A 13416-nucleotide genomic window follows, 5' to 3' on the forward strand; every position below is an offset into this window, starting at 1 on the left:
CCATCCCGGGTCACTCTCTCTGGTTCGAATCAATCACCAAATCAGAATATATGAACACCTCTTCATGTGAGTAGTGCGAAGTATGATGTTGATCATGGGACACCGGATCGGCAGTGGCGGCGAGACAACGACCTCACTCGACGCGGCGACCGCCGACCGCGTCGCCACCACCCTGCAGGCTTTGGCGACTCCGAGCAGGCTGCGGATCTTATCCGAGCTTCAAGGCGGAGCCATGGCTGTGGGAGAACTTGCGGCGGCCGTGCAGATGGAGCCGTCCGCGGTCTCGCACCAACTACGACTGTTACGGAACCTGGGCCTGGTCACGGGGGTACGCAACGGCCGCAGCATTGTGTACAGCCTCTATGACACCCACGTCGCTCAACTGCTTGACGAGGCCGTTTATCATAGCGAACACCTCCGTCTCGGTCTCACTGATCAGTACACCGCCGAGACGCCCGAACGGTCACGTGCAGACGTAGTCAACCGCAACTGACCGAGTCGCCCCACACCTGGCAGCTCTCGCCAGGTCGCCTGACCTGCGATGCGCGGCGGCACTCTTGCATCACGGCCGGCGGCAGGTATTTCGTCATCGGAACATCATACCCCCATGGGGTATCAACTGGAGAGGTGGGAAGACATGTCGTCGAGCGAGTATCAGGTAACAGGCATGACGTGCGGGCATTGCGAGGCCTCGGTGCGCGAGGAAGTCGCAGCCGTAGAGGGTGTTCAGGACGCTCAGGTGAGCGCGCAGACCGGCAGGCTCGTGGTCACCGCCGTCGGCCTCGTCGACGAGGCCGCGGTGGTCGACGCAGTCACAGCGGCCGGCTATTCGGCAGTGCGGATTTGATGGACGCCAGCTCGCGTCCTGCTGTCGGCGTGACGTTCGCGGGTTAACGCACTTTTACACCTTCAGCCCTGTGCGGCCGCCGAGCAAAGCGCAATCGGCCGACAACGGAGAAAACGGCGATGCACCACACCGGTGCGTCGTTCGGTGAGATCAGAGTGGATAGGAGACCACATGCGCAAGCCTCTCATGACGGCCGTCTCGGCCGGAATACTCGTCGGAGTACTGGTTCTGGCCGGTTGCAGTGCCGGCGAAAGCCAGGACCACCAAGGCCATGACAGTGGCAGCATGGCCAGCAGTGCCGGAGCAATGAGCGATTCGCCGATGGACCACCCGATGGACGGCGGACCGGCACCTGCCGGCATCAAGGCGGTCTCAGCACCCAAGTTTCCGATCGGCAGCCAGGTCATGCTGACCGCAGACCACATGGCGGGCATGGACGGTGCGCGGGCCACAATCGTCGGCGCCTTCGACACCTACACCTACTCGGTGAACTTCACCCCGACCACCGGCGGCCAGCCGGTCAAGGATCACAAGTGGGTAGTCCAACAGGAGATCAAAAACGCAGGAGATCGACGTCTGGCCGATGGCACCGAAGTCACCCTTGAGGCCGATCACATGACGGGCATGAAGGGGGCGAAGGCAACAATCGCCAGCTCCACCGACCAGACCGTCTACATGGTCGATTACGAGGCGGACGGCATGAAGATGACCAACCATAAGTGGGTCGTCGAGAGCGAAATTCAACCGACGTCTTGAGCCGGGGGGTGGTGACGACTTCAACAGTCACCAACCCAGCTGGGGAATGACGATGAGGAAGGCAGCAGGATGACTGACCCCCACGCGCACCACCACCACCGAGACGTCGGCGGCGCCCCCATACACGGCGTCGACCGCCATGACGCGGCAGTGCCTGAGAGCCACAATGCTGTCGCAGACCCACCGCACAGCGGGCACAACGAACACGGCGAGCACGGTCGAGATCACAACGACCACGCCGACCATCACGGAGAGCATGGCACCCCCAGCGGGCGTAGCGGGCACCTGGACCACGACAGTGGACACGGAGACCACAGTGGGCACCGGGACCACCACGGTGCGCACGGGGGGCATGGTGGGCACGGTGACCACGTCGGGGAGTTTCGCCGACTGTTCTGGATCAACCTCATCATCGCGGTTCCGGTAATCGCCTTCTCGCCGATGTTCGCGATGTTGGTCGGCTACTCGGTCCCCGGCTGGGCCGAATGGATCGCGCCCGCGCTCGGCACCGTGATGTACCTCTGGGGCGGCTGGCCGTTCCTGGCCGGCGCTCTGAGCGAGCTGCGGACGCGGAAACCCGGGATGATGCTTCTGATCGCACTGGCGATCACGGTGGCGTTCTTCGCGTCCTGGGCGGCGACGCTGGGACTTGTCAGTCATCAACTGGAGTTCTGGTGGGAATTGGCGCTGCTGATCGTCATCATGCTGCTGGGCCACTGGATCGAGATGCGGTCGCTGGCCCAGACCACCTCGGCCCTGGACTCCCTGGCCGCGCTTCTGCCCGACCAAGCAGAACGTGTCCGAGACGGGCAAATCGAGGCCGTGGCCCCCGCCGATCTGGAGGTCGGCGACACCGTCGTCATTCGCCCCGGCGGGGGCATCCCAGCCGACGGCCGGATCGTCGAGGGGCGTGCGGCGATGGACGAATCGATGGTCACCGGTGAGTCCCAGACGGTCACCCGCAGTGTTGGCGACACCGTGACCGCGGGGACGGTCGCTTCCGATTCAGGACTACGAATCGTGATCACGGCCACCGGCGACGAGACGACTCTCGCCGGGATCCAACGGCTTGTCACCGATGCTCAGAACTCGTCGTCTCGTGCTCAACGACTCGCCGACACCGCGGCCGGATGGCTGTTCTGGTTTGCCCTCGGAGCCGCGGCGATCACCGCGATTGTGTGGACGGCGATCGGCTTGCCCGATGATGCGGTGGTTCGCACGATCACCGTCTTGGTGATCGCGTGCCCGCACGCTCTGGGCCTGGCGATTCCGCTCGTCGTCTCGATCGCGACCGAGCGTGCGGCCCGGGGCGGCGTACTCGTCAAAGACCGACTTGCGTTGGAGAGCATGCGGACGGTCGACAGCGTCCTATTCGACAAGACCGGCACGCTCACCCGGGGCGAACCCACTGTCACGGACGTCTTTGCCGTCGACGACGTCGACGAGGATCAGTTGCTGGCGTTGGCGGCGGCCGCCGAGTCCGACAGCGAGCATCCCCTCGCACGCGCGATCGTCGGCGCCGCCGATCGCCACCGCCTCAGAGTCCCGACCAGCAGCGATTTCTCCTCATCGCCCGCAGTGGGGGTCACCGCGACGATCGAGGGAACGACAGTGCGGGTCGGGGGCCCGCACCTGCTCGCCGAAGAACACCTCAACGAACTGCCTGTCGCTGATCGCTGGCGTGCGGACGGGGCGATCATCTTGCATGTCATTCAAGACCGGCGGCTGATCGGCGCATTGAAACTCGCCGACGAGATCCGCCGCGAGTCACGCGAGGCTGTCGATGCGCTCCATGCGCAGGGCGTCGAGGTCGTGATGATCACCGGTGACGCTGAAGCTGTCGCGAATGCCGTTGCTCATGAACTCGGCATCGACCGTGTCTTCGCCGGTGTCCGTCCCGAAGACAAGGCCGCCAAGGTGCAGGAACTGCAGACCGAAGGTCGCAGGGTGGCGATGGTCGGAGACGGGGTGAACGATGCTCCCGCGCTCGCCCAGGCCGACATCGGTCTGGCGATCGGCGCAGGCACTGATGTCGCGATCGCCTCGGCCGGTGTCATCCTGGCCAGCGACGATCCCCGCTCCGTGCTCTCGGTGATCGAACTGTCGCGAGCGGCGTACCGCAAGATGAAACAGAACCTGTGGTGGGCGGCCGGTTACAATCTGATCTCCGTCCCGCTCGCGGCCGGAGTGCTCGCACCCATCGGATTTGTCATGCCGATGTCGGTGGGCGCGATCCTCATGTCGTTGTCGACCATCGTCGTGGCCCTGAACGCACAACTGCTGCGCAGACTCGACCTGCATCCAGGATCAACGACGCGCGCAGTCTTGGACCGCTAGCCGGGTTAGTCCGCCGCCGGCCACCGTCAGCACCCGGGCATCGATCACTCTCACCATTTACTAAGCAAGTTAGTACTACTCTCCTTAGTAGATGGAGGTGGTCGTGTGGCACCCGGACACATTTCCGAGGACAGGTACCGGATCGACGAGAGGATGCCGGACTGCGCGCGTGGCCGTCGGCGACGCGCGCAGGCGCTCGTCGGCGCGATGCTCATCGGTGCCACGGTGCTGACCGCGTGCGGTACCGGCACTGATGCCGTGTCTGCGGTGCGCGCCAATCAGTTCGTCTCCCCTGACGGTCAGACGGTCATCGACTACGCGCCCGCCATGCGGCGTGCGATCGGCGCGGTCGAGGGTGAGGACTTGTTCGACCGGGGAGCTGTCCGGCTCGCCGATTACCGCGGTGACGTTGTTGTGGTGAACGTGTGGGCTTCGTGGTGCCCACCGTGCCGTACCGAGTTTCAGGCACTGGAGAACGTCTACCGCGACACCCGCGCCCGTGGGGTGCAGTTCGTGGGGATCAACTTTCGTGATTCGCGCTCGACCGCGCAGGATTTCACCACCGACCGCAAGGTGCCCTATCGGTCGATCTTCGACTACGGCGGCGCCACCCTTGCCGCACTCGGAGTCCCCGTGGGTGTTGTCCCGACCACTCTGATCCTCGACCGCCAGCACCGCCCGGCGAAGCTGTTCCTTCGAGCGATCACCGAGGCCGAATTGCGTGCTGCCGTTGTGACGGTGGCCGAGGAGAAGGCGGCGCCGCAGTGAATCAGTGGTTTCTGGCGGATCTGGGAACGACGTTCGCGGCCACGGTCACCAGTGGTCCGCTGCTGCTGGGCCTGGGTGTCGCGGCGCTGGTCGGGATCATCTCTTTCGCCTCGCCGTGCGTGGTGCCTCTGGTGCCGGGCTACCTGTCGTATCTGGCGGGGCTGGTCGGTGCCGAAGCTCCCGCCGTCCAGGTCGGTGAGGGCCCCAAGTCCGGCCGGTGGCGGGTGGTTGCCGCGGCAGGGCTGTTCGTCCTGGGCTTCACGCTCGTCTACGTCCTGGCCACGGTGGCGCTGTTCGGTGTGACCTCGGTCTTCCTCGATCAGGCCCGCCTGGCAGTGATGCAACGCGTCGGCGGGGTCGTGACCATCGTGATGGGCTTGGTATTCGTCGGCGTGGTTCCGTTCTTCCGGCGAGAACGCCGCATGACGCCTCACCGCCGCACCGGTATGGTCGGCGCGCCGCTGCTGGGGGCCGTGTTCGCCATCGGGTGGATACCGTGCAGCAGTGCCACCCTCGGTGCCGTCATCGGGCTAGCGATCAGCACGAACGGCGACGCGCCGTTCCGCGGCGCGCTGATGGTCGTCGCGTACTGCTTCGGCCTCGGTGTCCCGTTCGTGGTCCTGGCGTTCTCATCGGCATGGGCCGTCCGCAGCCTTGGCTTCCTCCGCCGCCACGCCCGCACCATTCAGATCGTCGGGGGCGTCCTGCTGGTCGGTGTCGGCGTGATGTTGGTGACGGGCTTGTGGAATGTGTTCGTGGACTGGGTCCGAAAGGCGCTGATCAACGACGTCGTCCTGCCCGTGTGACCGGGCGCCCAACGAGCCTGGCCCCGGCCTGACGGTGCGCGTCGGCGTGCGGACTCTCGATCACGATCGATGCGACGGGCCGGGCGAGCACCGGCCGGTTCCCAGGAGGGTCAGGCGGGGCAGGCAGCCAGGAAGACGGTGGCCAGACCGGCGAGGAATAGCAGAATGGGGAACATCGCGGCCGCTGTCGGGGCAGCGTAGGACGAACTACGCGACGGTCGCGTGCCGGGAGCGGCGGAACGGCCCAATCGATGCAACCGCAGATCGACGCAGTCACGAGCGATCCCCAGAGCGCCCGCCGGCGCGGTCGGGTGAACGTGCGTGATCGCGCGGACGACGGCAGCGTCGCCGTGCTCATGCGCGGCGTGTGCGTCGGCGTCGAACTCGACCAGGGCGCGCACGATGGGACTCGCCTGCCGAGTCAGTGGTAGCCAGGGCACCGCGTGCGAGAGACAGTCGGCGACGCGGACGAACAGATGATGGTGACCATGGACGTGCGCCTGTTCGTGAGCCATCACCGCCGACAACGCCGCCGGGTCCAGTCGCTGCCGCAGCCCTTCGCTGGCCACGATCAGGCCCTCGGTCCGTCCGGGCGTGCTGTAGGCCATGGGTGTGCTCGTCGGCAGCCACAGTGGCGACCGGGCGCCCGTCGGGTTCAGCAACCGCGCGAGCAGTGCGTGGTGCGCCCCGATCTCGAGGTCACGGCGACGGGCGGTCCGCCAGAACGCCGCAGCCCGCCACCCGGACACGGCCAGGACGAGGGCGAACACGCCTGGCCCGGCGACCAACTCGAGGGTGCGGCTGACCGCACTGTCGAGTCCGTTCAGGCAGGTCTGCAACACCCCACCCACGACGCTCGCGTGGCCGGGAATGGCGACGATGGCCACCGAGCTCGCAGCGGCGACGAACACGCCAGCGGTCAGCGCCGCCCACACCCGCAGCAGGGTCCTGGCCGTGAGTCGATCACGCGCGATCAGGACGTCGAGGACCCGGTCACCGATCAGAGCCGCAGCCAGCGCACTCACGCCCAACAGTGCTGCCGTGACCACCGCGTCAGTCCCGTTCCCGCAGGCCCTGAGCGATTGCTGCGCTTTCCTGGTCGGAGGCGTGCCGCACGAAATGCAGCAGCGCCCCAGACGGGTCGCCGGCGTCGGCCAGCACCGCACGCAAGGCATCGCTGACGGTCTGCTCACGCGACTTGAGCGAGTGATACCAGTACGCCCGGCCGCGCCGGTCGCGTCCCAGCCACCCCTTCTGGTACAGGTTGTCCATCACCGTCATCACCGTCGTGTACGCGGGTTCGCGCTCCGCGTCCAGCCCTTCGAGCACGTCGCGGACACGTTTGTCCGCGTCATCGCGCCAGAAGACCTCCATGATGCGTGCCTCCAGCTCGCCCAGACCGTGCATCGCACACCTTTCCCTCACGCCACTGCACTGACTGCGGCAAACCGCGCAGTCAGGCCGCGACCGCGCATCGCCGTTCGCCCTGCAGCCGTCGCTGCAGGGCCCAACCCAACAATGCCACGGACACCACAGCCAGGATCGGCTGCAACGGCGCCCAGACGGTCAATGCTCCACTGACACCGACGACCGCGACCACCACCTTGTTGCACACCGGGCATCCGACAGCCAACGCCGAACCGACCGTCGCCCAGAGTTTCTTCTCCATCCGCGGCGCCGTCCGGGCTTGAATGTAGGTGGCCGCGATCAGGCCGCCCAACACCGCGGTCGCCAGCCAAATCGGGTAGTTCCACCACAGGGTCGGCGTCATGCGTGAATACCACGGCGTGTCGATCAGTCCGGACGGAATACCGACGGCCAATCCGATCGCGATGGCCGTGACTGCTGCCACCACCCAGCGCACCAGGGACCACTCACGCAGCATGGCCACTCCTTCTTGTCTTGGTCAGCATCTGTGTCTCGGCCCGTCGAGTCGAGTCGGTCTCGTCCGCCGGGTCGGCAGTCGTCGAATCACGGCGAACGTGCGCGGTGAATACCAGTCGCCGCAGCAGCGCTCGCGCGGCGAGCGCCACGATCGCCGCTACTATTGCCGCCCACACCCAATGCCAGGTCGGCGGCCAGCCGAGGCGGTGCGCATGCGGGCGCCCTCGCAAGTCAACGGTCTCGGCATAGACCAAGATCATTGCACCGCTGAGGACTGCTGCGAGAACGCCGACCGCCACGGCGAGTCGATGACTGACCCTTGTTCGCGTCACTGCCAACCCCTCCATCTACTAAGCAACATAGTAGGTCAGTGTCGGCGGTCGCGCACCTGCCCCCGAGCCAGCACCGACACGTCCGGAGGCGTCGCAGTCGGCGGCGGCGATGCCTCGGTGGCGATGGTGACGCCGCGGGCCTGCAGCCACGGCAGCGGATCGATCGCCGTCCCGGCGGGGTCGGCGACCTCGAAGTGCACGTGCGGCCCGCTCGACACCCCGCGGCTGCCGACAGTGCCGATCTGCTGACTCATACGCACACGGTCGCCGACGTTGACCGAATTCTGATCGTTGTGACCGTAGGTCGTGACAGCACCGTCCGCGTGACGGATACGGATCCACAGGCCGAACCCCTCCGCAGGCCCTGAGTTGATGACCTCGCCGTCCTCGACCGCCAGGATGGGCGCTCCCAGGCGGTTGCCGATGTCGATGCCCTGATGACCGCGACCGTCACCGAACGTGGAGGTCAGGACACCGCCGGGGGTGGGGGTGGCCGCAGTCTGCCCGGGAGCGGGGCGGGCGCCGTCCGGGGCGAGGTGATCGGAGGATCCCCCGTGCGAAATCGACGGGTCGTGCGGCGCGACCGCGGCAGCGAGTGTCGCCAGTAGGCGCCCCACAGGGACCGCGTCGAGGATCAATGGCGCCTGCCCACCGAAGGCAGTCCCGGCGGCCGCGAAGCACCCCAGAGCTCCGACCCGATCGCCTGCGGCGGGGTCGGTCTCGGCAGAGACGGTCAGACATGAGGTCACGGTGGCCATCGGGGCCAGCAGCTTCACCAGTCCGTCAGGTCCGGCCACGGCCCGCACGCTGTCTTTAACGATGGCCGCCAGCTCGACCACGACGTGACCGTCAACACCGTTGGCGGTCTCAGCCACGGCGGGCGCTGGACTCAGCGTCCCCGCCGCAACCGCCGCGGCCAGACCAAGAGCGACAGGGGCGGTGCCCACCCAGTGCCGCACCCGAGGTGCGAGCGTTGCCGATGATGGCGAGGAGGTGAGTCCGACGAGGGGATCTCTAGTCATGGACGCCACTATGACACTTGCGCACCACTGGCACCACCAGCACCAAACCGGACATTCGACGGAATGGGCAATGCGTGTGCGGGCCGCCTTCAATCGCAGAACATGGAGGTCAGCGCGGTCGACAGGTCGATGTCAGCGCGGGCTGCAACGCCGTCGATGTCGACCCAATGATCTACTAAGCGCCTTAGTAGATCGTTGCGGGAGTGAGATCTATTCGTGATCGTCTCGCAGGAGTTCTGATCAGGCCAGCGCACTGCCTGCTCGCCATTGCTCCCAGGGCACGCCCCAGTCGCCGTTCTGCCAGAGCTCCAGCGGCGCCCCGCCGGTGTTGCGGACCTCGACGACGTCGCCCGGGATCGAGAACTGGTAGAACCAGCGGGCGTTGGCGCCGTTGAGGTTGAGGCAGCCATGCGAGAGATTCGTGTTTCCTTGCGCCCAGACGGTCTCGTCCAGTTGATGCAGATAGACACCGTCGGTGCTGATCCTCGTGGCGTAGGCGATGGTTTGCTTGTAGCCGAGCCTGGAGTTGATCGGCAGACCGTAGGTGGACGAGTCCATGACGACCGGATTCGCCTTATCCAGCACCGTATAGATGCCACGCTGAGTCCAGAAGCTGATCTCGGTGCCCCCGATGACCTCAGTGCCACCCATCCCCATCGAGGTCGGCATCGTGCGGACGAGGTTGCCGTTCTCGTACACCTTGACCTGCTTGGTGCGATCGTCGGCGATCGCTACGTGCGAGTCACCGATCGTGAAAGTCGCCTCGGCATCTTCTTGACCGTAGAGGCCGCCGCCGAGGTCGGCGCCGTAGATCCGCGCCTCAACGGTGACCTCGGTGCCAGGACGGTAGTACTCGCGCGGCCGCCAGTGAGCGTTCTGGTCGTCGAGCCAGTACCAGGAGCCCTCGACTCCGGGCGTGGTGCGGACCGACAGTCGCCGCTCGGCTGCGGCGCGGTCACCAATCGGCTCGTCGAAGTGAGCAACGATGACGATTCCGACGCCGTAGGTCCCTCCGGTCGACAGTGGCGTGCCGCCGGTCGTCTGCAGGGTGACGCCGGCCTGATTGTCGGGGGTGAGCGTGGTGAACGACCCGGTGCGCGAGGCGCGCTGTCCGCCGCCGCGAGCCGTGGCGGTCACGGTGTACGTCCGGCCATAACCGAGCGGTTCACCGACCTTCCAGGAGGAGCGGTCCGGTGTCATGATGCCGACGACAGGCCGCCCCCCATCGTTGACGAGCGTCACGTTCTCCAGGGTGCCGCCGCGCACAGTGGCCACGACCGGGGCAAGGGGATCGACTCCGCTCGCCCCGTCGTCGGGGGTGAGCTCGATCGACGGCGCGGCCGACGCAACCGACGGATCGGCCACCAGATCCCGGGATGGCTGCGAACACCCTGCGATGATCAGGACGGCAGCAAGAAGGAAGGCGGCAGTACCGCCTCTAGGGAATTTGACCATGGGATACGACCTCTCGTGTGCACAGAACGCGACCGCGAGGGGCGAAACCACCCCATCTACTAAGCAGCTTAGTAGATGGGGTGATCGAGGTGTCTCAGTCGGCCCGCGATGTACCGGTCTAGGTGCCGCAGGGCTGGTGCGTCTACGCGTATCGGAGAGTGGTCATCATGCCCGTCTCCATGTGATAGATGTTGTGGCAGTGCAGAGCCCAGGCGCCGGGGTTGTCGGCGTCGAGGTCGACGTTGACGCGGCCCATCGGACGGATCAGCACCGTATCCTTGCGCAAACCCGATCGGTCGGGCAGCGACCAGGTGTGGCCGTGGATGTGCATCGGATGCACCATCATCGTCGAGTTCGTGATCTGCATTCGCAGCCGCTGGCCGGGCCGGACAGTCAGCGGTGTGTCCTGGCCGTACTTCTTGCCGTTGATCCCCCAGGCAAACGGCGACATCTGCCCGTTCAAAGTGACTTTGAGTGTGGTGTCGGGATCGCGGTCGGGCAATCGTGCCGATTCCGCCGCGGCCAGGTCATCGGCGCCAAGAAGTACTGGACCCTCGAGTTCGCGCGGGCGGATGGTGCTCGGCGGGGCCTGTCCCGAAGCTGTCCGCAGGAACGCCAAGGCTTGGCCACTCTTGCCTTCGGCCGCCGCGACAAGCGGGAACACACCATCTCCGGCGGTGATGGTCACGTCGTAGCGCTCACCCATCGCGACGTACAGGGCTCCGGTCTGCTTGTCGTTGACCCGATGGCCGTCACTGTGCGTCACCGTCATCGTGTGGTCGGCGAGTGCGACCTTGAAGACCGTGTCCGATGCCGCGTTGATCAGTCGCACCCGGACTCGTTGACCCGGTCGGCAGCGGAACTCGGTCGGCGCCTCCGGAACCCTGCCGTTGATGAGATAGTGCGGGTAGGCGACGTCTCCGGCGTCACCCAGCGACGAATTGCCGTGGTTCATTCCCGGCATCGACGAGTGATCCATCCCGCCCATGCCCGACTTCAACGGTCCGGACTCGGCCTGAAAGTCGGCCAGAATCTGATCGGGGCTCTTCCCGACCCCGTCCGTCCAGTCGTCGAGGACGACGATCCATTCCGCGTCGTAGTCGCCCGCATCGGCCGGATCATCGATGATGATCGGCGCGTACAGACCCCGATCGAGCTGTGCCCCGACGTGGGGGTGGAAGAAGTGCGTCCCAGCATCGGGGGCCGTGAAGGCGTACACGAACCGGTTTCCGGGTGCGATCGCCTGCTGCGTGACGTCTGGGACTCCGTCGGCTTCGTTGCGAAGTCGGATGCCGTGCCAGTGAACGGTCGTCGGCGCAGGAAGTTGATTGTCGACGTTGACTCGCAGGAAGTCGCCCGCCGTGGCGCGAACCACTCGCCCGGGAACCTCGTCGCCGTAGGCCCAGGTGTTCGCGATAATGCCCGCACCGAGATCGACAGCCACCGGTCGGGCCGTCAAAGACGCCTCCACCACCTTCTGCCCCGGCTTCGGCGACGCCTGCAACGGCGGTCCCGGCAACGGCGACGACTCAGGGCGTTGAGGGCGGTCCGGGCTGCACGCGCCGAGTACGCCGACCCCCAGCGCCGCCAACCCTCCGATGAGCACCGATCGCCTCGAAACCTCAACCATCCTGATCAGCCTTTCTGGTCCGCGCTGAATCCGCGAGCATGTATCGCGGACGTCCACTCCCATAGTCGTCTCCGACGCGCCGGGTAGCGACCCTCGCGGACGATCTTGAGGAAACCTTGAACCGATGCTGACGATACGAATGTGGCCGATCACCGTCACCGACATTGGAGCACGCACAACGGCATGTCCTGGCTCACCGTTCAACGAGAAGTATCACCAACCCCACAGGCCTGACCACTGCGCCGACTCGTCGGCTCTCACCAGTTTGGAGGCCCCTGGGGGTCGTCGCGAATCAGCCGAACCATCCGCGTGTAGTCCACGTCAGAGATCTCCCCGCACGCCAAACGCTGGCCGAGGACAGACTCGGGGTCCAGCTTTGAAGAGGCGCGTATCGACGAACGGATCGCCAGAGTGATTCCGACGGCGATCAACGCCCAGACTGCGATCAGTACGAGCAGCATCCAACCGTGCCCGAAACTGCCCATGTGGCCGCCGTTAGAGAACATCATCGCTACACCTCATTCACCGTCGATCCAACAGTACGCCCGCCGACCGTGGCAGACCGAGTCTCGCCTGCACCGACCGGGGCACAGGCCGACAACTTCAGGCATTCGGTCGTCACGGCCCAAGATGCCTTCCCCACGTCACACCGCCCTGGACTGAACAGCATTGATGCTGTTGTCCGCCACGAGTTTCCTTCAGCGACGTCGCCTACCCGAAGCTGCGGGGCGAGCCGGACCGCACAGTGAGGCGGTCAGGCGCACCCAGGCAGCGGAGCCATCGAAAACCGCTACCGGACACCCGACTTGCGTGCGACGAGTAACCAGTAGGGAAAGTCGACACTGCCGGCGCGGATCCGCTCCTCGACATGCAGGCCGGCTCGCTGGAGTTCGTCGACAATCGCATCGAACTCCCGGACATGAAACCCGTACTGCGTGAACGGCATCGCTCGCAAAGCATCCGGATCTGCGATGCCGAGAACGGCGCAGCCGTTGCCAGCGAGAATCCGATTGAGCTCACTGAATGCGGCGAACACATCATCGATGAAGTAGATCGTATTTGTGCTGATCAACGCGTCAATCGAAGCGTCCGGAACAGGTAATGCCTCCATCGGCGCGGCAGTCAGTGACAGTCTCCGCGTTTGGACCTCGCGACGGAAGCGTCTCTGTGCGCCGTCGATCATCGTTGTGGAGATCTCGAATCCGTGCACCATGCCCGATTGCCCTACACGATCAAGCAACAACCCTAATCCGACACCACCACCGAACCCGACATCGGCGACTACTTGACCCGCCCGGATTCCAGCAGCCTCCACCGCGGCAGCGATAGGTTCACGATTGCGTCGATTCACTACCCGGCCAACGATTCGACCGCGAATCCCGGCAGGTCGCCCAAGTTGCCGAGAAATACTCACCAATACATGCTCGCCCACATGCATACCTCGATTGCAGCATCCCAGACCCGGCAACCGCATCAGGGAACTCCCGGAGAGTTCGCCCGGGTGTGACATCGGGAACGACTTACCGGATGAATCACGGAACCAATCCTCTGCTGGCCCCCGACTGCCAATCTCAAACGA

The 13416-nt window shown here is 65.5% G+C and carries 15 protein-coding genes; 6 read left to right on the top strand and 9 right to left on the bottom strand.

The window, feature by feature from the left end:
- Positions 1-94: 94 nt before the first annotated feature.
- The 3 genes from ACZ5QD_RS13010 to ACZ5QD_RS13020 all read left to right on the top strand — a co-directional run bounded on the left by ACZ5QD_RS13010 (position 95) and on the right by ACZ5QD_RS13020 (position 1603).
- On the top strand, positions 95-493 hold the full coding sequence (locus tag ACZ5QD_RS13010; RefSeq protein ID WP_006898146.1) for an ArsR/SmtB family transcription factor: 399 nt from the start codon (positions 95-97) through the stop codon (positions 491-493).
- 144 nt (positions 494-637) lie between these two features.
- Positions 638-847: a heavy-metal-associated domain-containing protein gene (locus ACZ5QD_RS13015; protein WP_174302307.1), complete on the top strand. Its 210-nt coding sequence runs from the start codon at positions 638-640 to the stop codon at positions 845-847.
- A 171-nt stretch (positions 848-1018) separates the two neighbouring features.
- Positions 1019-1603 carry a YdhK family protein gene (locus ACZ5QD_RS13020; protein ID WP_006898148.1) on the top strand — a complete coding sequence of 195 codons (585 nt, stop codon included), beginning with the start codon at positions 1019-1021 and terminating at the stop codon, positions 1601-1603.
- 27 nt (positions 1604-1630) lie between these two features.
- Here the strand turns inward: ACZ5QD_RS13020 and ACZ5QD_RS13025 are convergent, their stop codons facing one another.
- Entirely contained in the window at positions 1631-1957 is a 327-nt protein-coding gene (locus ACZ5QD_RS13025) for a hypothetical protein (protein ID WP_231650302.1), read from the bottom strand.
- A gap of 87 nt (positions 1958-2044) precedes the next feature.
- Between ACZ5QD_RS13025 and ACZ5QD_RS13030 the strand changes: the two genes are divergently transcribed.
- The 3 genes from ACZ5QD_RS13030 to ACZ5QD_RS13040 all read left to right on the top strand — a co-directional run bounded on the left by ACZ5QD_RS13030 (position 2045) and on the right by ACZ5QD_RS13040 (position 5514).
- Positions 2045-3940, top strand: a complete 1896-nt coding sequence (locus ACZ5QD_RS13030; RefSeq protein WP_464366847.1) for a heavy metal translocating P-type ATPase — start codon at positions 2045-2047, stop codon at positions 3938-3940.
- A 153-nt stretch (positions 3941-4093) separates the two neighbouring features.
- The gene (locus ACZ5QD_RS13035; protein ID WP_039868132.1) at positions 4094-4708 is read left to right on the top strand and encodes a TlpA family protein disulfide reductase; all 615 of its coding nucleotides are present in this window, start codon (positions 4094-4096) and stop codon (positions 4706-4708) included.
- Positions 4705-5514 carry a cytochrome c biogenesis CcdA family protein gene (locus ACZ5QD_RS13040; RefSeq protein WP_006898152.1) on the top strand — a complete coding sequence of 270 codons (810 nt, stop codon included), beginning with the start codon at positions 4705-4707 and terminating at the stop codon, positions 5512-5514. Before ACZ5QD_RS13035 ends, ACZ5QD_RS13040 begins: the two co-directional genes overlap by 4 nt.
- A gap of 110 nt (positions 5515-5624) precedes the next feature.
- Here the strand turns inward: ACZ5QD_RS13040 and ACZ5QD_RS13045 are convergent, their stop codons facing one another.
- The 8 genes from ACZ5QD_RS13045 to ACZ5QD_RS13080 all read right to left on the bottom strand — a co-directional run bounded on the left by ACZ5QD_RS13045 (position 5625) and on the right by ACZ5QD_RS13080 (position 13275).
- On the bottom strand, positions 5625-6539 hold the full coding sequence (locus tag ACZ5QD_RS13045) for a M56 family metallopeptidase (protein ID WP_464366848.1): 915 nt from the start codon (positions 6537-6539) through the stop codon (positions 5625-5627).
- 28 nt (positions 6540-6567) lie between these two features.
- Positions 6568-6921, bottom strand: coding sequence for a BlaI/MecI/CopY family transcriptional regulator (locus ACZ5QD_RS13050; RefSeq protein WP_006898154.1), 354 nt, complete (start codon positions 6919-6921; stop codon positions 6568-6570).
- A 49-nt stretch (positions 6922-6970) separates the two neighbouring features.
- Entirely contained in the window at positions 6971-7399 is a 429-nt protein-coding gene (locus ACZ5QD_RS13055; protein WP_006898155.1) for a hypothetical protein, read from the bottom strand.
- Positions 7400-7765: 366 nt separating this feature from the next.
- Positions 7766-8689, bottom strand: a complete 924-nt coding sequence (locus ACZ5QD_RS13060; protein ID WP_006898157.1) for a M23 family metallopeptidase — start codon at positions 8687-8689, stop codon at positions 7766-7768.
- Positions 8690-8992: 303 nt separating this feature from the next.
- Positions 8993-10207 carry a L,D-transpeptidase gene (locus ACZ5QD_RS13065; RefSeq protein ID WP_006898158.1) on the bottom strand — a complete coding sequence of 405 codons (1215 nt, stop codon included), beginning with the start codon at positions 10205-10207 and terminating at the stop codon, positions 8993-8995.
- A 142-nt stretch (positions 10208-10349) separates the two neighbouring features.
- Positions 10350-11837 carry a multicopper oxidase family protein gene (locus ACZ5QD_RS13070; RefSeq protein ID WP_464366849.1) on the bottom strand — a complete coding sequence of 496 codons (1488 nt, stop codon included), beginning with the start codon at positions 11835-11837 and terminating at the stop codon, positions 10350-10352.
- A 257-nt stretch (positions 11838-12094) separates the two neighbouring features.
- Positions 12095-12346 carry a hypothetical protein gene (locus ACZ5QD_RS13075; protein ID WP_006898160.1) on the bottom strand — a complete coding sequence of 84 codons (252 nt, stop codon included), beginning with the start codon at positions 12344-12346 and terminating at the stop codon, positions 12095-12097.
- A 281-nt stretch (positions 12347-12627) separates the two neighbouring features.
- Positions 12628-13275: a class I SAM-dependent methyltransferase gene (locus tag ACZ5QD_RS13080; protein ID WP_101841515.1), complete on the bottom strand. Its 648-nt coding sequence runs from the start codon at positions 13273-13275 to the stop codon at positions 12628-12630.
- Between the last annotated feature and the right edge of the window lie 141 nt (positions 13276-13416).

This window comes from Gordonia sp. J1A (genome assembly GCF_055393515.1).